Genomic DNA, 19,378 nt, shown 5'->3' with positions numbered 1-19,378 from the left:
CAGGAATTTAGAAGCGTCGATTGCTCACACACAACTGGTGCGAGTACGTATCTTCTTGGGGCTTTGTGAATGCGTCGTCGCCAGCAGCTTGAGCAAGAGACACCGTTCAAACCCCCTCGCCCAGGCGTTCGCCCATTGACGAACGCCCTTTGCACCGCTTTCACTTAACCGCTTCAATCTTCGGAAATGGACGTGGTTTGTAAGGCTTATCGGCCATTTGCCGTTGACGGCCTTCACCTACGCTAGTGACATGCCGTAAAGGCATCAGTCACGCGCCAGTCTTCGTGGTGCCCAGTTCCCTTTCTGCAAGGTTATCGTGAAGCCCGTTCTTCTTACTGTCGCGGCAAGCGCCGCGCTCTCGCTCGCTCTCGCCGCATGCGGCGGCGGCAGCTCGTCGCCGTCCACTTCAGGTGGCGTGTACATGGGTCCCGTTGCGAACGCAGCAGTGGCGGTGTATCAACTCGCCGCCGACGGCACCGTCTCCGACAAGCCGCTCGCCACTGCCACGACCAACAACGACGGCACCTTCGCGCTCAAGGGCAGCCTGCACTATCCGCTCTTCGTGCGCGTAACGGGCGGCAGCTACCAGGAAGAAGCGACCGGCACCAATACGAGCCTTTCCACCGAAATCGATGCCGTGTATCTCAACGCGCCTTCGCAGATGGTCGTCTCGGCGTATTCGAACGCAATCGTCGCCGATGCACGCGCGGCCGGCGGCCTTAGCGCCGACAACATCAACGCCGCAGTCGCGCGCGTGAACGCGTTCGCGGGTGACATCGACGTCCAGCAGACCACGCCGACGCTCGTCACCGCAGGCACGACCGGAACGGTCACGGATGGCGCGAAGATGAGTCTCGCGCTCGGCGCCGAATCGCAAAGCCGCACGACGGATGGTTCTTCCATCGATACCAGCACGCAGAACATCGTCGCACAGGCAGCCAATGGCGATACGCTCGCGTCCTGTCACGCAGGCTCGGGCGATATCGCCGATGACGGCACCGTCGCGGCGCCCTCGGGCGGCAACTGCACGATCACGCAAGGCGCCGCGACCTATGCGGGCAGCGCGGGCAACCGCTCGGGCATTACGTCGATGGCGCAGTTCGCGCCGGTCGTGCCAGGCGCGGCGCAAACGGCTATTGGCAGCGCGGCCACTTGCGGCGACCGCATCGCCTTGCTCAGGGACAACGCCGCGATCTTCGCGGGCCGTCAGAACGACGTGCAGGCAAAGCTCACCGGCGGTCTTACCAAGACCAATTGGGCGACCTATCTGACCGCCAGTAGCTGGGGGCCGCTCGCCGCTCAGTACGGCGCGATCAAGGCGCCTGCAGGATGCACCGACACCGACACGTTTTATCGCGAACTCGTGATGGCGGTGGAAAACTTCTGGGTCGATCAGGACATCAATTATTGCCATCATCATGTGCCGGGCTGGCTGCCGCCGGACGATTCGGGTGGAACCGATCCGAAGTACCGCAATTCGTCGGCGGGCAGCACGTCGGGTGCGGCCGCGAGCGCGAGCGGCGCCAAGACGCCAAAGTACGGCATGACCTGCACCGGTCAACGCAGCGCGACCGGTTCGCAGCAGATCCAGGCGAGCGGCGTCACCGCCACGAACACGCCGGCTTACACGCCTGCTGAAGTCATGTGGCATGGCGTGGATTGCTCGGACTTCACGTCTTGGGTCTACAACTTCGCGGGGCTCACGGGCAGTACGGAAGTCGAAACCGGCGTGACCACGCAGGCGTGCATGACGCCCGCGGGCGCAACAAGCACGCCTGATTGGGCGGGACCGAAGCAAGCGGGCGTTCTGCTCGATATCAACAGCGGCAACTTCGACACCACGTCGCAGTATCTGCTGCCGGGCGACTTGCTCTATATCACCGCGTCGCCGATCGTCAAAGGCAAGATGGTTCCCTTTACGCCGACGAGCACCATTGGCCTCACGCACGTCGTGACCTGGACCGGCAAGAAGTGGTCCGATTTGCGCAATGGACCGGATGCCTGGCGCTACGATCCGGCGCATATCGGCGAGCCGGGTTCGCGTCTTGGCGGCGATCTCGCGTCCATCCTCCAGAACGACAACGTGCTGGAGGCGCTCGACAAACTCGATCCGTGGATGATCATCGACAGCCACTATGCGGGGCCTTCGTATCGCCCGTTCATTGGCTGGTATCGGTCGAGCGTGTCGGATGTCCGGCGGATCATCGGTCAGGACGCGGCGCGCGCGAATCCCGATCTCAAGAATCTGATCATCGAACAGCAGCCGACTAAGGCCACGCTGGCCTCGAAGACTCAGTTGGGACAGATCGTGCTTGCCTCGAAGCAAGGGCTCGCGAACGGCTACATCATGCACTACACCCAGGTGCCGAAAAACGGCTTGCCGACGTGCGAGCGCGTGGGTATTCCGAAGTAAAAGCGCCGAAAAAAAACGCATGATGCGATGCGCCACTCCGGCGCTTCGCATCAAGGCAGATGCCGTCCGATGGCAATCGCCACTGGCGCGGGCGGCGTCTCGCCCTGATTGACCGCGATAAAAATCGCCGCGTCTTTGTGCGGATTCACGAGAATCACCGAGCTGAATCCCGCCGTTCCACCGTTCTTCAGAATTTCCGGATGCAAGCCGGGCGAGCCGTTGCCGTTGTTCGTGACCCACGCCATGCCTTGCTGCGCGATGCCGTTCGGCAACGTGTAGCGCGGCGCTTGAGCCGCGTGCATCGCCGAGATCAGTTCGGCGGGCACCGGACGTCCGTCTATTTCACCGTGTCCGAGATTGGCCTCGCCGAAGCGCAACATGTCGGCGGCGGTGGAGCGCATGGCACCTGCCGCGTACCACGCGAAGAGCGGCCATTGCGGCGCGCGCTGCCCGTCTCGAAGATGCCCTTCGGCCGTGCGCCCTGGCACGTCGACTGGTCCCGAGAACGAACTCGTCATGCCAAGCGGTTGCAGGATGTCCGTCGATAGCTGATCGGCCCACGCGCGCCCCGTTGCCTGCACGAGCGTCACGCCGAGCACGCCGACGCCTGCGTTCGAATACATGTAGGGACGTGGCAGGGGACCGTCCGGCGACCACGACGATACCCAGCGAAAGAAATCCGCCGATGTGTAGTGGTCGATACCGCGATAACGCAGATTGCGCGGTGCGTCGGGTGGATTGTCGGGCATGCCGGAAGTGAAGTCGGCGAGCTGCATCGGCGTGACGTTCTGCGCGGCGCTTTGCAGCGTGACGCCGTTGGGCATGTAGCGCTGTATCGACGAATCCGGCGCGATCTGATGCCGGCCGATGGCGAGCGCGAAGAGCGTGGTCGTGAAGACTTTCGTGCACGAGCCGATCTCGACGATGCTATCGGCCGTGAAGGGCGCGCCGTTGTCGTTGGCCGAGCCGTATGCGTAGTAGTAACGCTTGCCGTGCAGCGACACGCCGACGATCGCCCCCGCCGCCTGATGCGACGAGAGCAGCGGCTGCAAGTAGGTATCGACGACTTGCCGGATGGCGGCGCTGTCGTCGGCGGGTTGCTGGGCCGCGGCGGGAAGCGTGGCGCAGGCGGTGAGGAGAAGGGCGAGGGCGGTGTGGCGCATGGTCGTTGTTGTGGTTGCTTGAGGCGGTGTGGCTCGTGGGGTCAGCTCATGATCATCACGGTAGGCTGGCTCGGCACCAGCACGACGCCGATGGCGTTACTTTGATTTTGCGTCGTCGGCGAAGTAAGCCGAACGGCGGGATTGCCGGCCACCATTACCTTCATGCTGCCCTCGGTGAAGCGCGCCGGGCCCATGATCGTGCCCGAGGCCACGCCGCCTGCCACGCCGGCCTGATCGCCATTGGTCAACGGAATCTCTGAGCCGAGATTGAGTGCGGGCGCTCCGCAGATCAGCACGGTCTCGGCCGGCGGCGTGCCCATCATGGGCATGGCGATATTCGGAAACGGCGTCGGTACCGGTCCAGCGGGCGTCGGCACTTGGCAGACATCGGGTTCGGCGATCATCTCGCCAGCAGCTATGGTCACTGCAAACACGGCATACCTCCGTTTGTGCGATTGTCTCGTCGCGTCTTGTCGACTGGGGCCGGGCCTCAGCCCAGTTCTATCTTCGAGCCGTCGATGCGCGTCATCTCGTCGGAGACGAGGGTCGTGTGGCGAGTGTGCAAGTGCGCGTCGCCGCTTACGCGCCAGCGAGCCGTGCCCGCACGCAATTCGTCGTTACCCTCAATCCATCGCGAACTGTCGTTTGCACGGAAGATGGCACGTCCGACGGTCGAGAGAAAATGGCGCGCGACTAGCGTAAGACGTTCGATACCCGCGTCGAGCGACGCTATGCGCGCGCTGGCCTGGTGGCTCGTGACCGCTGTCGAAACCGCGTCGAGCGAGAACGCGCGCGTGCTGGCATCGACGGCCTCCTCGCCGTTCAGCGCGATACGCGTGGCACAAAGCCGCAAGTCGCCGTCGGCGGATTCGATCCTTGCGCCGCCCGGCAGCATCATGGTGCCGGCGTCGGGTTGGGCACGGGTCAGCACCGCGAGGAGATACGGCACCGTGGTCGTTGCCGTCACGCCGTCGGCTGCAGCCTGTGCGGGCAACGCGCCGCAGACGAGGACGAGATCGCCCGCTTGCGGTTCGAGCAGACAGCTTTGAGCCTGCAAGGCACGCTCGGCGGGACTGTCGAGCAAAAACCATGGTCCTGCGCGACCGGTCACCGTGGCGGCACGCAGGGTCGTGCTGACTGCTGGCGCGCAGCCGGCGGGAACGTCGTTAGGGGTAAGTGGCAGCGTATCCATGTCGTGCTCCAAGACAGTAGAAGTCAAACACCCCAGGTTTCGGCGCGCAGCCGAACCGGATCGGTGGGACGTGTGTGGTTGCGCGACGCGCCCGCCCAATGCGTACGCGAGTCGATCAGCGCATGGAAGTCGGCATTGCCGAAATCCGCGCGTGCGCAATCGGATTCCGTCAGATCGACGTGTGACAGATCGCAGTCCGTGAAGCGTGCCGCCGTCAACGTCGAACGTTGCCAGATGGCGCGCGTGAAGACCGCCTGCGTCCAACTCGCGCCGTCGCAGCGCGACCCGGTCAGCGTCGCGCCGCTGAAATCGGCCACGACGAATTCGGCATCGGTCAGATCGGCACCGGACAAGTCGGCTTGCGCAAAGCGCGCGTATCGGCCGGATGCGCCCGCAAAGCGCGCCGCGTTGAGCTTCGCGCGATCAAAACGCGTCTGCACGAGCTCTGCACCGGTGAAATCGGAGCCGGAAAGGTTCGCATTCGTGAACTGGCACTGATGGAGGTTGCATTGGTCGAAGCGCTGGCCGGCAAGATCGCCGTTCAGAAAGAAAGCTTGTACGAGTTCAGTGCGCAAGAACGTTACCCGCGCGAGCGCGGCGTCGCGGGCCGTAAAGCGCGTGAGATCGGCGTCGGTGAAGTCGGCGCCGTCGAACTTGCAGGCAAGCGCATCGCTGCGATAGACGCGAGCCCCGGCGAAGGTCGCGGCGCTCAAATCGCAGCCGTCGAACATCGCGCGCTCGATTTGCGCGCTCGTAAAGTCGGTGCGTCCGAAGCCGACACGCGTAAAGAACACCCGTGTGGCTTGCGTCTCACGCAGACGCGCACCGGCAACTTGCGTGTTGTGCCATTGGGAACCATCGAGAACGCTGGCATTCAGATTCGCACCCGAAAGATCGCATTGGCGGATGCGCGCCCCATTCAGCTTCGTGCGCGAAAGGTCGGCGCCGCGCAAATCGACGCCCTCCAGCAGACAGCCGCTTAGGTCGCGCCCGGCGAGGTCCGCGCCTGCCAGGCTGGTTCTGGACAGCGCCGCGCCCGGCACGAGTTCGGGAAGCGCGCTCATAAGCGCACCTCACCTTCCACGCGGCCGGGAATCTGCAGCAGCGTGCGATCCACGTTGGCGCCGTCGAGCACGCTGTTGCCGATCGTTGATCCGTAGCATTGCGCACCGTAAAGATTGCTCGAGACGAAGCGCACGCCGTCGAGGCGGGCGCGTCGCAAGTTGGCGTTCATCAGGTTGGCGCGGCTGAAATCGGCACCGCTCAAATCGGCCTTGGACAGACGGATAGACACCGCACGCGCGTTGACGAAGCGCGCGCCACGGGCTATGACGCCGCTGAAATTCACGTGATCGAGCGCACTTTGGTCGAAGTTTGCCTGAGATATGTCAATGTCGAGCCATACGGCCGCGTTCAGCCGCGCGCCCACGAAACTCGCGCCGCTGAGGTTTGCGGCGAGGCCCGCGCGCGATTGCGATAGGTTGGCGTTGTCGAAACGCGCGCCCGCGCCCTGGGTGCCGAACAGACGGAGAACGGAGCAGTCCGCATCGACGAAACTGGCGCCCGCGATTGACGCATGATCGAATACCGCGTTCGCGAGATTTGCCCCGGTGAAGTCGGCGCCCGCAAGGACCGCGCGCGAAAAACTAGCTTTCGCCGCGCCGCATCTGGACGCCTTCACGCCCATCATCTTCGCGTTGCTGAAGATGGCGCGGGCGAGTTGCGCGCCCTCCAGATTCGCCGCCGAAAAGTCCGCGTCCGCGAAATCACTCGCACTTAAAGACGCGCGTTGCAACTGCGCACCGCCGAAGTTGGCGTTGCGGGCGCTGACGTTGTCGAGCTTCGCGTCGTGCAGTTGCGCCCCGACGAGATCGGCGCCAGCGAGCATCGCGCCCGACAGATCGGTGCCGGAGAGCCGCGCGCCAGTGAGACGGACGTCGTTGAGCACGGCGAGGCGCAAGTCGGCGCGCTCGAGCATCGCGCCTGACAAATCGAGGCCGCTTAGATTCAGGCTGGCGAGCGAATGACCAGCCGCGGCGCGCGCTATCACATCGTCGCGATTCAGCCGTAGCGGTAGAGACGGCTGCGGCGCTCCGAGCACGGCGCTCGCGGGCGGTTGCGTCGCGGGCGCAGCAGCGGTCGGAGATGCGCCAAGGGTCGAAAGCGCGCCCACGATGCTCTCGAAGTCGATGCTCGCCGCTTCGTTCAGTGCGGCGACCGTCTCAGGGTCGGTGACCTGTGCGGCAAGACCGGTGATCGAACTGCCGCGCGCCGCGAGCGCCTGTTGAGTCTGCGCGAACGCTGCGCGCAACTGCCCGGCGAGCGTCGCCGCGTCGGCGGGCGCGCTGGCGCCGTTCGCGCCGAGCACGGGTGCGGTTAGTTTCTCGACGTCGGCTGGCGTGAGTTCATAGCGCTTCATCAGATCAGCGGCGCTGCTTTCTAGCGTTTGCGTCAGCGATTGAAGGTCACGCTGCATGGATGCCGCATCGCCACCCGACTTGATGTCGAACGGCGGCATGCCCGCTTGCGGTAAGTGTGCTTCGAGCTCGCTTGCTTGCATGCCGTGCTTCGACAACAGATTCTGAGTCGTCGATTCGATCTGCGCGGTGAGCGATTCGAGTTCGGCGAACGCAGCCGGATCGCTCGGTCCCGCTACGGCGGGTGCATCAGGTGCATCGGGTGCTTTCAGGGCAGGCGGGGTGGCGACGGCCGCCGCAGGGGCGGCCAACGCAACTGCGGCGGCTGGCACGGGAGGCGTCAGACTAAGCCGCGCTTGCAGGCGATCTCGATAGTATTCGGCGGGTAACGGCGCGCTTGTCATGCTCTCGAAGTCGACCATCAACTGCGCGATGTCGTCCGCGTCTTCATCGCCGAGCGCTGCAACCGCGCGATATAACACGATGCCCTGTCCGATCTCCGGCAGGATCCAGACGGTTTCCGGGCGCGCGGCGCACTCCTCGAAGCGCATATCGCCAGCAATACGACGGGTCACGAAGCAGCGCGCCCTGAGTGCCGGAAGGCGCGCCGCCAGATGCGGCTGATCGGGATGCATGTAATCGACAACAATGCGCTCGTCGCCTTGCCAGAATCCCGCGATACGCTGGTCGTGCGGCGCCGTGCAAAAGTAATCGGTCCGGGTGTCAGCCGGAAGATGCGGCCATTGCTTTGCGAGCCAGTCGTCATCGAAGGCGCCGAGCAACGCGGTCCGTTGCGGCGACGTGGCGGGCAATGCCCAATATCCGGCGGGTTCGCGGACATCGCTGGGCGAGGCGATCAGCGCGTCCGGCGTCTCGACGTTAGGTAACACGCGGTCCGAGTCGCCGGCGAACACCGCGCCGCGCCCGGCGGGATTGGCGGCGTGTTCAGGACCGCCGAACGCGCGCGTGGCATCGAGCGGCATGCGGTGGAAAGGCTCGGGGGCCGAGATCGTTCCGAGCGGGCCGAAGCGGCGATCGCCATAGACAAAGAGCGATTTTCGCGAAGCGCCTACTTGCACGGTCGTTTCGACGAGTGTCGCGGTCGTGCCTGCCGGCGCGTGGGCTGCGCCATAAGCGAGCCATTCGCCGCATGGCTTCGGGAAGCCGGCATCGAGCGGGCCGTCTCCCGTCGCGCCGGCGCCTGCCTTCCACAAGTCCGGTTCGGAGGCGAGACGTGGCGGTCCATCGTGCGGCGCATCGAGAGCGAACATCACGAGCACGCCCATGGAAAGTAGATCGCGCTCGTTGAAACGCAACGTGCGATAGACGAGTCCGGCGGTATCTGGTTTGAGGATTTTCATGATCGTTCATCGCCTAGCCGAGCTTGATGAATGCGGAATCGGCCTCGATCGCCTCGGGGCTGATTAGCATCATGGCGCCGGGCGCGGACGCGACGAACACTTCCTGAGCCATGTTGAGTGTGCAACCCGACGACTCGACGAGAAAATCTTCGGGTGTCATGTTCAGAGCGCTCGCGCCGACCTGCGCCGTCAACGTAGCGGGCGTAACGAGCACGCTGCTGTCGCCGCCGCGCAGGGTTGCCTGGTCCGGGCCCATCAGCAACGAAGATGCGCCTGCTGGTCCGGTGAAGTCGAGCGACGAAGCGCCGTCGCTGAAATTCAGCGAGCCTGTGTCGATGCCTACGCGCTTGAACCCCGCAGTGGCATTCGTCAATGAGATGGAACTCTGACCGGCCGGCGTGATTCGTGTCAGCGTGGTTTCTGCAAGCGACATTCCGAGCGTGCTCTGGGAAGCTGGCAGAAAGTCCGTTCCGAGCGACACGCCGGTCTGTCCCAAGGTCAGGGTCGATGTCTGGCGCAGCGCCTCGCACAGTGTCGAGAGTCGCTTGACGACGACGACCAGGAGCGCGGTGAGCAGCGCATTGCTCACGCCTATGGACGCGGCCTCGGCCGCTTGCTGTTTCACCTTGTCCTTGCTGACGTCGGTGGCGTCGAGCACACCGAGCGCGGTGCCGTACACGAGATTAATCGCGACAGTCACGCCGATCAGCGCCTTGGTCGCCGTCATCGCGGCCTTGAGGATGGCGAGTGCGGACATGCCGAGAGGATGAATGCCGCCCTTGAGGGCTACGGTTCCTTGTGCCTGCGTGGAGGTGGAGTCGCTAAAATCGACCGTTGCACCGTCCTGCATGCCCAGCGTGGTCCCATAAGTCCATGTGACGTTGTTGCCGAGCACTGCAGCCAGATATGTGCCGAGCGTCACCGAATTGTTGGTCGTTGCTGTGAGTGCGGTTTGGCCGGTACAAAACGCGGAGTTGACTTCCCCGACCGCGAGGTTGTTGGTGGTTCCGACCGTCATCGTGTTGACGTCTTCCAGTGTGAACTGAGTGAAGCTCATGACTGTTATCTCCTGAAAGCGCAGATGCGTGGCTGTCGATGCAATGAAAGGAACATGGAAACGCGTGCCTATCGCGCCTTAGTCGCGCGCGCCGATAAAAATATGTGTCGCGCCGTTCGGCGAGAAAAGATGGATCGTCTGGCCACCATCCTTATCCGACATCTCCAGGATGTTTCCACCCTTCGTCACCATTCGATTCATCGCCGGATTCCCCTGATTCACCACACTCGAATTCACCGAATTCGGCACCGTCCCGACAATCACCGGCTGATCCGGATCGCCGTCGCTGAATGCAAGCAACACCTCCGCGCCCTTCAGCAGCGGAAAATGCATGCCGTGTCCATCGCCGGAATAAGGCGTCGCCATGCGAACGCGCGCCGAGCCTTTCGCCGCCGCCTTGTCCGTGCGGTCGAACGGCAACTGCACCGTGTACTGTCCGTATTCGTCGAGTTCGGCGTATTCGCCGCTGCCCTCCGCATCGACGGTCGCGTTCAGCGTGCCCGCGATAGTCGGCCGCGCCGTGTCGCGCGGCGCGCGATACTGAACGTCCGCCTTGATCGCCGAAAACGAGTTGCGGTAGATGATCTCTTCACGCGCCGCGCCGTTTTCGCTAAACGGCGTCTTGATGCCCGCGAGCAGCGCGCCCGCCTGCGATCCTTCATGCGTGATCTCGGTCACGAGATAGCGGCCGTTGAAGTCGTCGCGATAGTGATGCGACATCTGCATGAAATAGCCGCTGCGCAAGCCCACCGCCGTGGCCTGACCATGAAAACGAACGCCGCCGCAAAGAATCCCCTCTGCGCGCAGCTTCGCGTAACGCGTGCCTTCGTCGGCGTCGCGGAAGTTGTCGCCGTAGAACATCGCTTCGCCGAAACCTTGCGCGGATACATCCGCCTGCGCGACGAGCGGCAACGACGCCTTGCGATAGTTGTAGTCCTGCAGCACCACCTTCGCGGGCAGCGGCTTCGTGCGGCACACGAAGCTCTGCACCGAGTCCGGCGCGACGCCCGTATCCAGTTCGTCGGCGGGGCGGTAGTTGACCGGCAGCGCATCGGCGGCGTGCATGGCGCGGTCATCGACGATGGTCAACGTGTCCGCCTCGCCGCTCTGCGCGAAGTAGTAGTACATGCCTTCCTTTTCCATCCAGCGCGACACGAATTCGAAGTGGCTTTCCTGGAACTGGCACACATAGCTGCGCGGACGATACTCGCCCGTCAGCTTCAGATCGACGGCGTTGCCCGTGAGCTGCGCGTCGCGCAACACGCCGCCCAGAATCTGCGGGATGGTCTGCTCGTTCAGATAGACCTCGCAGGTGCGCGTAAGCGTAAGCCGCCACGCACGCGGCACGAGCACCGCGCGATAAAACGTGTAGCCGCCCGCATGATGCAACTGGTCGAACTCGGCGAGCATGCCGGAATATGGCGTGGTGCGCGAACTGTCATCGGGTGCGCCGATGCTGAAGGTCGCGTTGTTCTGCAACATCTTCGTCAGATCGATGGCGGCGTCGTCGGCGACGAGCGTCACTTCGAAGCGAAAGAGTTGCGAGATCGCCTCGCGCCCGTGCATGCGCACCACCGAGAACGTGTCGGCCGCGTAAGCATCGGAGACGAAGCTGAAGCGCTGATTGTTGGCGAGTCGTGCGGAGAGCGAAGTCATGGCGTTTTATCTGCCGTTCAAGCGAGGAGCGCGCCGCGGTCAGGCCGCGGCGCGACGCGTTACATCAAGCCTTGGGAGCAAGCCAAGAATCTTCGGCTTCGATGCCGTCCGGCTCGTACGTCCACGTGATTTTTTCGTAGGTGAACGCGAGGTCTTCCATGTGGCCCATCTGACGGTTGTTCGGGTCCAGGCAATTGGGCGTCCACGACTGCATGTGCGTGAGGATCGCGTTTTCGAGCTTGGCCGTGTAGTACTTTTCTTCCGTGCCCTTGGGCGAAATGCGGTAAAACTCGAGCGTCACCGACTTCAACTGTTCGCCCGACGTCAGCGCCTGATACAGCTTCGGGCTCGACTTGTCGATTTCCTTCGTCACCGTCATTGCGCCATGCACGCGCTTGCCGGTCGGCAGACCAGTTTGCGGGCTCTTCGGAATTTCGATGGTGTGATCCACGGCTTGCACGAGGATCTTGCCTTCGTGGCCTTGAACCTTGGTGGAGCCTTCGATCTTTCCTTGGTTCTGGCCTTCGAGGGTGAGGTAGCAGGGCATCGGCATGATTAATCTCCAGTTAGTTTGGGTTGGCGGCGCGCTGTGTGTTTGCCTGGCCGCTTGCGCCTTCGATCTCGTTCAGCGCATGAGTACAGATTAAGGTCGCCGCGTTGCGGCTTCGTTTCGAGTGGGGCGCGGGTTTGTTACATCCGAAACATGGCGGTGTTATCCGAGCCGAACGATCGTCGCTTCGACGTCGTCGCCTTCGGGATAAGGCATGAGCAGCAGCGTGGCCGGGCAGCCGCGCACGCGCACGAAGTACGAATCGTCCGGGCCGATCGCATTCCTCACCGCCCAGCTCACGTAATCCGTGCCGCCAATCTGCATGCGCAAACCCTCCTGTGCGTATTCGAGCGTGGTCTTTGCCGGCAGCGCGCCGCGTGCGCCGACCGCCTGAAAGTCGATCGATACTTCGTCGCTGCGCGGCACGCCGAACGCGAAGCCCGCAAGCGGCCCTTCGAGCGAGCCGATCTCGAACCACTGACCGATGTTCTCGTCGCCCCACAGCGTCAGGCGATAGCCGCCGAGCGCCGCCAACGGCGCCTGCTTCGGCGCGCGTGCGAGCGCGGCGACGAGCTTCGCGGGCCACGCGGCGTTCCGATCGGCGAAGGTGAGCGCACCGGCGAACAACGGTGGCGGCACGGTATCGCCCGAAGCGGTGAGGAACAGCACCGGCGGCGCCGCGCCGCGCGATGCCTGCAGGCTCGCGTACAAAAGCGACAAGCCATAGCGCACGGATGGTTTGGCGAGCGTCGCTTCATCGACGAGGACGATCCACGCGTCGGCCGCCTGCATCGCGTCGAGCACGACACGCGCGACGGCCTTGTCCGGTTCGTCGAGCCATACGTGGCCTTGCGCCGCGATCCCGTAGCGCTTGAGCGTCGCCGCCACTTGCGCGATGCGCGCTTCGTCTTTGGCGAGCGCCGTGACCCATACCTGCTTCATTGCGCTTCTTCCTCGATGACAGCGGCTTTCGCCTCGGCAGGCTCGAAACCGAACGACACGACGAACACGCCTTCGTCGTTCACGTCGAGCTCGGCGTGCGTCGGCTGCTCGGCTTCGCTCATGCGGATAAGGATCTCGTGCGAGAGCATCGGCATGACGGTGCCGCGCAGAATGAAGTCGATGTTGCGCGCGCCCGTTTCCACTTCCGTGCAGCGCGCGGCGATGGTGTCCACGACCTTGTCCGTGTACGCGAGACGAATCTTGTTGGCGCCCAGAAGACGCTTCACGATCTTGTCGAGCTTCAGGCGCACGATGCCCGCGAGCGCATCCGTCGGCAGCGTGTAGTACGGAATCACGGTCATGCGCGCGAGCAGCGCGGGCTTGAAGTGCGCGGAGAGGATCGGCCGCACGGCGGCGAGAATGGTCTCGTCGTCGGGACGCTCGCCGTTCGCCGTGAGTTCGGTGATGACATCGGTGGCGAGGTTCGAAGTCAGGAACACGACCGTGTTGGAGAAGTCGATTTCCTTGCCTTCGCCGTCCGAGAGCATGCCCTTGTCGAACACCTGGTAAAACAGGTTCATCACGTCGAGATGCGCCTTCTCGGTTTCGTCGAGCAACACGACCGAGTAAGGACGCTGACGCACGGCTTCGGTCAGAAGACCGCCTTCGCCATAGCCGACATAACCCGGCGGCGAGCCGATCAGACGGCTCACGTTATGGCGCTCCTGGAACTCGCTCATGTTGACGGTGACGGTGGACTTCTCGTCGCCGAAGAGAATGTCGGCGACAGTCAGCGCCGTTTCCGTCTTGCCGACGCCCGACGGTCCCGCGAGCAGGAACACGCCCATCGGTTGCTCGGGGTCCTTCAACCCCGCCGCCGACGACTTCAGCACTTCGGCGATCTGATGCATCGCGTGATCCTGACCGCGCACGCGTCTGGCGAGCGTCGTTTCCATGTTCAGGATGGTCTGCGCCTGATCGCGCTGCACCTTGCCGAGCGGAATGCCGGTCCAGTCGCTGACGACCTTCGCGACCACGTCGGGATCGACGTCCACGCGCACCATCGGCTGATCGCCCTGGGCTTCGCGCAAATCGGCTTCGGCGCGCTTGGCGGCGTCGCGCAGGGCGTCGATCTGCGCTTCGGGTTGCGCGGCGGCGCGTGCGGCGGCCACGGCTCCCCGTGCCGCGACGAGCGCCTCGCCCGCTTCCTTCTGCGCGAGCCAGCGCACGCGCAAATCCGCCGCGCGGGCTTCGAGCGAAGGCAGGGCATCGGCGATGGCGGCGAGGCGTTCGTCGTCCACCGGCTGCATGTTGTCGCGATCGCGTTCGAGTCCGCGCCGTTCGCGCTCCAACGCCTGAATGCGGCGCTCGGTGTCTTCGAGCACATCGGGTTTCGCGCTTTGCAGCACCTTGACGCGGGCGCACGCGGTATCGAGCAGATCGACGGCCTTGTCCGGCAACTGGCGCCCGGTGATATAGCGGCTCGACAATTCGGCGGCGGCCACGATGGCGTCGTCGCGCATCACGACCTTGTGCACGTCTTCGTAACGTTCCTTCAGGCCGCGCAGGATCAGCACCGCGGTCGGCAAGTCGGGTTCGTCGAGCTTCACGAGCTGGAAGCGCCGCGCGAGCGCCGCGTCTTTTTCGAAGTACTTCTTGTACTCGGCCCAGGTGGTCGCCGCGATGGTGCGCAACTCGCCGCGCGCGAGCGCCGGCTTGAAGAGGTTCGCGGCGTCCGACGTGCCCGCCTGACCGCCCGCGCCGATCAGCGTATGCGCCTCGTCGATGAACAGGATCACCGGCTTCACCGATGCCTTGATCTCGTTGATGATGCCCTTCAGCCGGTTTTCGAATTCGCCCTTGACGCTCGCGCCCGCCTGCAACATGCCCATGTCCAGACCGAGGATGGTCACGTCGCGCAACGACTCGGGCACGTCGCCATCGACGATACGCAGCGCCAGTCCTTCGACCACCGCCGTCTTGCCGACGCCCGGATCGCCCACGCAGATCGGGTTGTTCTTGCGCCGCCGCGCGAGGATATCGACCATCTGGCGGATTTCGGCGTCGCGTCCGAAAACCGGATCGATCTTGCCCTCGCGCGCCTTCTCGGTGAAGTTCTCGCAGTACTTGGCGATTGCGCTGCCGTCCGAATCGGCCGCCGCGCTCGCGCCGCCTTCCGATGCCGACGAAGTGCCCGCCGCCGTCTGCTCTATCGACGTCGCCGACGCCGCGCCGAAGCGCGCGAGCAAGCTCTCGCGGTTGATCGGCCGCAGCATGTCGGCATAGCCGCCGGTTGCATAGAAAGTGGCGCGTGCAAGGAACGCGAGCAGGATCGCACCGGAACGCACGCGCGTTTCGAGCAAGTCCACCGAGGCGATCAGCCACGCATCCTGAAGCAGTTCGAGCAGCACCGGCGAGAACACCGGCCGGCCCGTATTGCCGCCGCGCAAATCTTCTATCGACCGATCGAGCGCGCGGCGAAAGAGCGCGGCATCGATGTTCTGTTCGCGCAGCAAAAGCGGGATATCGCTTTGCGGATCGTCGAGCAGCTTGACGAGCATGTGCTCGACGGAAATCTCGTATTGGCCGCGCGAGATGCACAGACCGGCGCTGTTTTCGAGCGCTTGCCGGCAGTAGCCGTTGAGCCGGCTTACCAGCGGTTTCAGATCGACCAGCAACATGGCTTGGGCTCCTCTCGTGTCTCTTGATATCGGTGGTTCAGATCGCGAAGCTGACCGGACGCGGCACGGCATTCGCGCGCGGCGCGAGCCACGTGTCGCGGCCCAGCGCGTTCCATTGCATGCCGCCCGTGCGGGCGTTCTCGGCGAGGCCCGCGCGCAGTTCGAGAAGCACCGTCACGTCGAACGGTTCGGTCAGGTAATAGCGCGTGAAAAAACGCAGACGCTCGTACTCGCGCCGGCCTGGCTGCAACGCTTCGAACAGAGCCAGCGGCAGGCCGCGCAACTCGATTCGCACATGATTGTTGGCATCGCGGCTCTCTTGTCCGAGATAGCATTCGACGCCGAGCGCATGACGGCCATCGCCGAGCGTGAGACGCTGATCGTCGGGAATCGGCAGCCAGCTTTCCACGCAATTGACGATATGCACATCGGCGGGCGCGAAGGCATCGGCGAGCAGCGTTTTCAGGCCAAGCGCCGAATGCGGGCGCTGCGAGAAGAGGCCCGCGTAGCGCAGCATGTCGGAGACGCCGGGCGTGTCGTCGCGGCGCATGGAGCGCTCGTGCAGGCCGACGAACGCATACAGGCGTTCGAGCATCGCCGTGTCGCCTTCCTCGACCACGCGCACGTGCGGCCGGTACTTGACCCAGCTCTCGAACAACAGCGGATACAGCGTGTAATGCAGGATGTCGAGAAACTCGCGCATCCCGCTGCGGCCTTCGCGTTCTTCCTCGATCAGGTCTTCGGTATAGAAGCTCGGCAGCGGCGAGGACACGCCGTAAAGCCCGAAGAAGTTCGCGGTAATTCGCGGCGTCGGCGCGGGCTCGGGCGCGTCGTCGTCGAGATCGGCATGACGGCGCGGCAGATCGCGCTCGATCTGGTCGATATCGCTTTCGGGAAAGCCGAGCGCAAGACGCGGACGCACGCGCAGGCGTTCCGGATCGTCGCCCGCAAGACGCGCGCGGCGGCGCAGCAGGCGCACCGCCTGAAAATACGCAAAGCGTTCGCCTTGCTCAAATAGCGCGTCGTCTAGAGCAGAGCTTGTTGACCGAGCCGCGGCGTCCATCTGAATACCTCTCCGGAGAAAATGTCTTCCAGCTCGAATCGCGTATACGTGTTCATGCTTGCGTAGGCGCCGAGAAAACGGTCGAGCACGCTGCCGAACACATAGAGATCGCCCGCGCCCGCGAAGTGATCCATCTCGCATCGCACGCGGATCAGCTGACCGCGCAGCATGTTGCGCCCGAAGAGCCGCACTTCGGGCGTGACGCTCATCTCCTTCAGGCCCGCGATGCGTCTGCGGTTCGCCGCCTCGTGGCCTTGCTCCTGACGCTCAGAGAACACGTAGAGCGAGAGGAGGGCGCGCAGGTTGGCGGCATCCGCGAGCGAGAGGAAGTTGAGCGCGGCGTGACCGAGCAGCCGCCAACGCAACGCCTCGCCGACGGGCGGATTGACCACCGGTGTCATCGGCCGGATATTGCGGAACTTGAGGCGCTCGGGCGAACTGCTGGTTGGCTCGCTGAGATCGCCGTAACGCAGGCTTTCGGGCAGATAGCGGTTGGTGCAGGTCAGCTCGATGGAAAGCGTTTCGGTCTGCGGCGTGGCCTCGGGCGGATACGCCACCGAGAGATACAGCTCAGTCTCGTTGCCGACGGCGGCCGGGCGCAACGACGTGTGATAGACGAGATCGCCCGGCGCGCGCTGGTCTTCGCTCGCCGTCGCGGCGGATGCCGCGTGCCCGAGCACGCCGAATGGCCGGTACACGCGCTGCTGCGCCACGCCTTGCCGATACGACGTGACCTTGTCGACCGAATGAATCTGGTAATGCTGACGGTTCGCGCCTTCCGGGCTCACGCGATAGTCCATCTGCCGATGATCCAGCGTGATCGGATTGGCGTGATGCTCGAACAGATTGATGACGGGCGTCACGTTGAGCATGAAGGCGTCGGCGCTCAATTCGGTGAGCCATACGGGCAAACGTTTGAGGCACAGCGTGACCGAGAACGTCGTGCCGGTGGCGCCGCGCAGCTTGTCGATCCCGTTCAGGTCGAGGAACAGGAATTTCTCCGGCTGCACGAAGAACTCTTGCAGACTGCGATACCCCGGAAACGCGTGACTCGGATACGGCACGAGCTCGCTGTCGAAGCCCGACGGGACGAGCGAACGCGCGCCCAGTTCCGTCGATACCCCGCTAGCCGTCAGCCGCACCGACGTCACTTCGGTCATGAGCAGCATCAGGAGTTTGGAGGCATCGCTGTAGCCACCCGCCAGAAAGAGCCGCAGCGACTTCGTCTGCCAGCGCGCGAGATCGAGCCCGCGCAAGCTGAAGTCGAGATCGATGGAAGGCGTGCGTCCTTCGCCCGCTGAAAGCCGCGCGGCGAGCGTGAGCGGATGCACGTCCACGGCCTGGGTCGTGCGGAAACGGCAGGGCGTGCCGTCCACCGGCGCCGATGCCAGCTCCACGCCCGCCGCCACGCTCGCGGTTTCCGTGAGCGCGCCGCGCGGCTCGAACAGCACCATCGTCGTCGCGGGAACCGGACGCAGATAGTGCGGAAACAGCAGCGTGGAGAGTTCCTGGATGAACTCCGGGAACTCGTCGTCGAGCTTCTGGCGCGCAAGACCCGTGAGGAAGGCCACGCCTTCGAGCAGGCGTTCGACGTCCGGGTCGGTCGAGCGGCCTGCGAGCATCGGCGCGAGCGCCGGATTGGCCTCGGCAAACTCGACGGCAAGCGTCTTCAGCTTGGTGAGTTCGTTTTCGTAATAGCGATTGAGCATCGTCGGGATCGGTCGCGGGCCGTCAAGGCGTCAAAGCACGGTGACGCGGCCATCGGAATTCACGGTGGTGGACAGGCGCAGTGGAATCTCGCGATCGTTCACGGCGAGCGTGCCGTCGAGACTGAAGCGGATCGACATTACGTCGCTGCGGTCGCTCAAAAGATGCACTTTCGGGTTGAGCACGCGCGGTTCGTAACGCGACACCATGCGTTGAATCTCTTCCTCGATTTCGCCCGTCGATCCGCCTTCCAGCCCGCCCGCGATATTCGTGAAATCGGGCACGCCGAATTGCGGATCGAGCTGCACGCTGCCCTGTCTCGTATTGAGGATGCGCGACAGATGCTCCATCACGGATCTCACGAGCACCTCGGTGCTGGTCTCGTTGGTGCGCACCGCGCCCTGTTCCCAGCCGGATATGCGTTCCAGCAGCCTGCGCTCTCTCATCGACGGTCCCGATCGACGCAGCGGCGTAAGTCCGCCGCCGCGTCATGCGTGATTTGGAATGCGTCAGGCCTTCGGCGCGAGCCACGAGTCTTCGGCTTCGATGCCGTCCGGCTCGTAGGTCCACGTGATCTTTTCGTAGGTGAACGCGAGATCTTCCATGTGACCCATCTGTTTGTTGTTCGGGTCGAGGCAGTTCGGCGTCCAGGACTGCATGTGCGTGAGGATCGCGTTCTCGAGTTTGGCGGTGTAGTACTTCTCTTCCGTGCCCTTCGGCGAAATGCGATAGAACTCCAGCGTCACGGTCTTCATTTGCTCGCCGGAGGTGAGCGCCTGATAGAGCTTCGGGCTGGACTTGTCGATTTCCTTGGTCACCGACATCGCGCCATGCACGCGCTTGCCCGTGGGCAGACCCGTTTGCGGGCTCTTCGGGATCTCGATGGTGTGATCCACGGCCTGCACGAGGATCTTGCCTTCGTGGCCCTGAACCTTCGTGGAACCTTCGATCTTTCCTTGATTCTGACCTTCGAGGGTCAGGTAGCATGGCATCGGCATGGTGGCCTCCAGTTGCCGTTATGGTTTGTCCGCGTGTCGCTTCTTGACTTGATGCATCGACTCGATGCGCCCATTTACGTGTAGGTGTCGGAGCGCATGAACACAGTGTGAGCGCGGGCGGTTACCGCCTCGTTGCAGGTGACCGCCCGCGTGTTACGGATGAAACCTGGCCGAAGCG

The 19,378-nt window shown here is 63.9% G+C and carries 15 protein-coding genes; 1 reads left to right on the top strand and 14 read right to left on the bottom strand.

The genetic code is table 11. From position 1 onward, the window contains the following. Positions 1 to 421 precede the first annotated feature (421 nt). Positions 422 to 2,413 carry a hypothetical protein gene (locus tag LDZ28_RS27940; RefSeq protein WP_370652289.1) on the top strand — a complete coding sequence of 664 codons (1,992 nt, stop codon included), beginning with the start codon at positions 422 to 424 and terminating at the stop codon, positions 2,411 to 2,413. Positions 2,414 to 2,463: 50 nt separating this feature from the next. Here LDZ28_RS27940 and LDZ28_RS27935 read toward each other — a convergent pair whose 3' ends face one another. The 14 genes from LDZ28_RS27935 to LDZ28_RS27870 all read right to left on the bottom strand — a co-directional run bounded on the left by LDZ28_RS27935 (position 2,464) and on the right by LDZ28_RS27870 (position 19,200). Continuing rightward, positions 2,464 to 3,576: a serine hydrolase gene (locus LDZ28_RS27935; protein ID WP_244831877.1), complete on the bottom strand. Its 1,113-nt coding sequence runs from the start codon at positions 3,574 to 3,576 to the stop codon at positions 2,464 to 2,466. 41 nt (positions 3,577 to 3,617) lie between these two features. Beyond that, positions 3,618 to 4,010 (bottom strand): DUF4150 domain-containing protein, encoded by a 393-nt coding sequence (locus LDZ28_RS27930; protein WP_244831876.1) that lies wholly within the window; start codon positions 4,008 to 4,010, stop codon positions 3,618 to 3,620. Between the two features lie 56 nt (positions 4,011 to 4,066). After that, positions 4,067 to 4,768, bottom strand: coding sequence for a DUF3540 domain-containing protein (locus tag LDZ28_RS27925; protein WP_244831875.1), 702 nt, complete (start codon positions 4,766 to 4,768; stop codon positions 4,067 to 4,069). A gap of 23 nt (positions 4,769 to 4,791) precedes the next feature. After that, positions 4,792 to 5,832, bottom strand: coding sequence for a pentapeptide repeat-containing protein (locus LDZ28_RS27920; protein WP_244831874.1), 1,041 nt, complete (start codon positions 5,830 to 5,832; stop codon positions 4,792 to 4,794). Continuing rightward, positions 5,829 to 8,546 (bottom strand): DUF2169 domain-containing protein, encoded by a 2,718-nt coding sequence (locus LDZ28_RS27915; protein WP_244831873.1) that lies wholly within the window; start codon positions 8,544 to 8,546, stop codon positions 5,829 to 5,831. Before LDZ28_RS27915 ends, LDZ28_RS27920 begins: the two co-directional genes overlap by 4 nt. 13 nt (positions 8,547 to 8,559) lie before the next feature. Then, complete coding sequence (locus tag LDZ28_RS27910) at positions 8,560 to 9,603, bottom strand: hypothetical protein (protein ID WP_244831872.1); 1,044 nt, start codon at positions 9,601 to 9,603, stop codon at positions 8,560 to 8,562. 78 nt (positions 9,604 to 9,681) lie between these two features. Further along, positions 9,682 to 11,259 (bottom strand): type VI secretion system Vgr family protein, encoded by a 1,578-nt coding sequence (locus tag LDZ28_RS27905; RefSeq protein ID WP_244831871.1) that lies wholly within the window; start codon positions 11,257 to 11,259, stop codon positions 9,682 to 9,684. Positions 11,260 to 11,323: 64 nt separating this feature from the next. Beyond that, the gene (locus LDZ28_RS27900) at positions 11,324 to 11,812 is read right to left on the bottom strand and encodes an Hcp family type VI secretion system effector (protein ID WP_244831870.1); all 489 of its coding nucleotides are present in this window, start codon (positions 11,810 to 11,812) and stop codon (positions 11,324 to 11,326) included. Between the two features lie 159 nt (positions 11,813 to 11,971). Further along, positions 11,972 to 12,751, bottom strand: coding sequence for a toll/interleukin-1 receptor domain-containing protein (locus tag LDZ28_RS27895; protein ID WP_244831869.1), 780 nt, complete (start codon positions 12,749 to 12,751; stop codon positions 11,972 to 11,974). Further along, complete coding sequence (gene tssH, locus LDZ28_RS27890; protein ID WP_244831868.1) at positions 12,748 to 15,432, bottom strand: type VI secretion system ATPase TssH; 2,685 nt, start codon at positions 15,430 to 15,432, stop codon at positions 12,748 to 12,750. The genes LDZ28_RS27895 and tssH overlap by 4 nt, the downstream gene beginning before the upstream one ends. A gap of 37 nt (positions 15,433 to 15,469) precedes the next feature. Beyond that, complete coding sequence (gene tssG / locus LDZ28_RS27885) at positions 15,470 to 16,495, bottom strand: type VI secretion system baseplate subunit TssG (protein WP_244831867.1); 1,026 nt, start codon at positions 16,493 to 16,495, stop codon at positions 15,470 to 15,472. After that, on the bottom strand, positions 16,459 to 18,204 hold the full coding sequence (gene tssF, locus LDZ28_RS27880) for a type VI secretion system baseplate subunit TssF (RefSeq protein ID WP_244831866.1): 1,746 nt from the start codon (positions 18,202 to 18,204) through the stop codon (positions 16,459 to 16,461). The genes tssG and tssF overlap by 37 nt, the downstream gene beginning before the upstream one ends. A gap of 30 nt (positions 18,205 to 18,234) precedes the next feature. Beyond that, entirely contained in the window at positions 18,235 to 18,648 is a 414-nt protein-coding gene (gene tssE, locus LDZ28_RS27875) for a type VI secretion system baseplate subunit TssE (RefSeq protein WP_244831865.1), read from the bottom strand. Positions 18,649 to 18,711: 63 nt separating this feature from the next. Then, positions 18,712 to 19,200: an Hcp family type VI secretion system effector gene (locus LDZ28_RS27870; RefSeq protein WP_244831864.1), complete on the bottom strand. Its 489-nt coding sequence runs from the start codon at positions 19,198 to 19,200 to the stop codon at positions 18,712 to 18,714. Positions 19,201 to 19,378 lie beyond the last annotated feature (178 nt).

Origin of the sequence: Caballeronia sp. TF1N1, from assembly GCF_022878925.1 — a bacterium.
Classification (GTDB): Bacteria; Pseudomonadota; Gammaproteobacteria; order Burkholderiales; family Burkholderiaceae; genus Caballeronia.
The sequence above is the reverse complement of the archived record's forward strand: the minus strand, read 5'-3'. Positions and strand labels throughout refer to the sequence as shown.

Coding starts and splice junctions, on each gene's coding strand:
- LDZ28_RS27910 (WP_244831872.1), bottom strand. CDS start 9,603: ATGAGCTTCACTCAGTTCACACTGGAAGACGTCAACACGATGACGGTC.
- LDZ28_RS27870 (WP_244831864.1), bottom strand. CDS start 19,200: ATGCCGATGCCATGCTACCTGACCCTCGAAGGTCAGAATCAAGGAAAG.
- LDZ28_RS27920 (WP_244831874.1), bottom strand. CDS start 5,832: ATGAGCGCGCTTCCCGAACTCGTGCCGGGCGCGGCGCTGTCCAGAACC.
- tssH (WP_244831868.1), bottom strand. CDS start 15,432: ATGTTGCTGGTCGATCTGAAACCGCTGGTAAGCCGGCTCAACGGCTAC.
- LDZ28_RS27895 (WP_244831869.1), bottom strand. CDS start 12,751: ATGAAGCAGGTATGGGTCACGGCGCTCGCCAAAGACGAAGCGCGCATC.
- tssG (WP_244831867.1), bottom strand. CDS start 16,495: ATGGACGCCGCGGCTCGGTCAACAAGCTCTGCTCTAGACGACGCGCTA.
- LDZ28_RS27925 (WP_244831875.1), bottom strand. CDS start 4,768: ATGGATACGCTGCCACTTACCCCTAACGACGTTCCCGCCGGCTGCGCG.
- LDZ28_RS27915 (WP_244831873.1), bottom strand. CDS start 8,546: ATGAAAATCCTCAAACCAGATACCGCCGGACTCGTCTATCGCACGTTG.
- LDZ28_RS27935 (WP_244831877.1), bottom strand. CDS start 3,576: ATGCGCCACACCGCCCTCGCCCTTCTCCTCACCGCCTGCGCCACGCTT.
- LDZ28_RS27940 (WP_370652289.1), top strand. CDS start 422: ATGGGTCCCGTTGCGAACGCAGCAGTGGCGGTGTATCAACTCGCCGCC.
- tssE (WP_244831865.1), bottom strand. CDS start 18,648: ATGAGAGAGCGCAGGCTGCTGGAACGCATATCCGGCTGGGAACAGGGC.
- LDZ28_RS27905 (WP_244831871.1), bottom strand. CDS start 11,259: ATGACTTCGCTCTCCGCACGACTCGCCAACAATCAGCGCTTCAGCTTC.
- tssF (WP_244831866.1), bottom strand. CDS start 18,204: ATGCTCAATCGCTATTACGAAAACGAACTCACCAAGCTGAAGACGCTT.
- LDZ28_RS27900 (WP_244831870.1), bottom strand. CDS start 11,812: ATGCCGATGCCCTGCTACCTCACCCTCGAAGGCCAGAACCAAGGAAAG.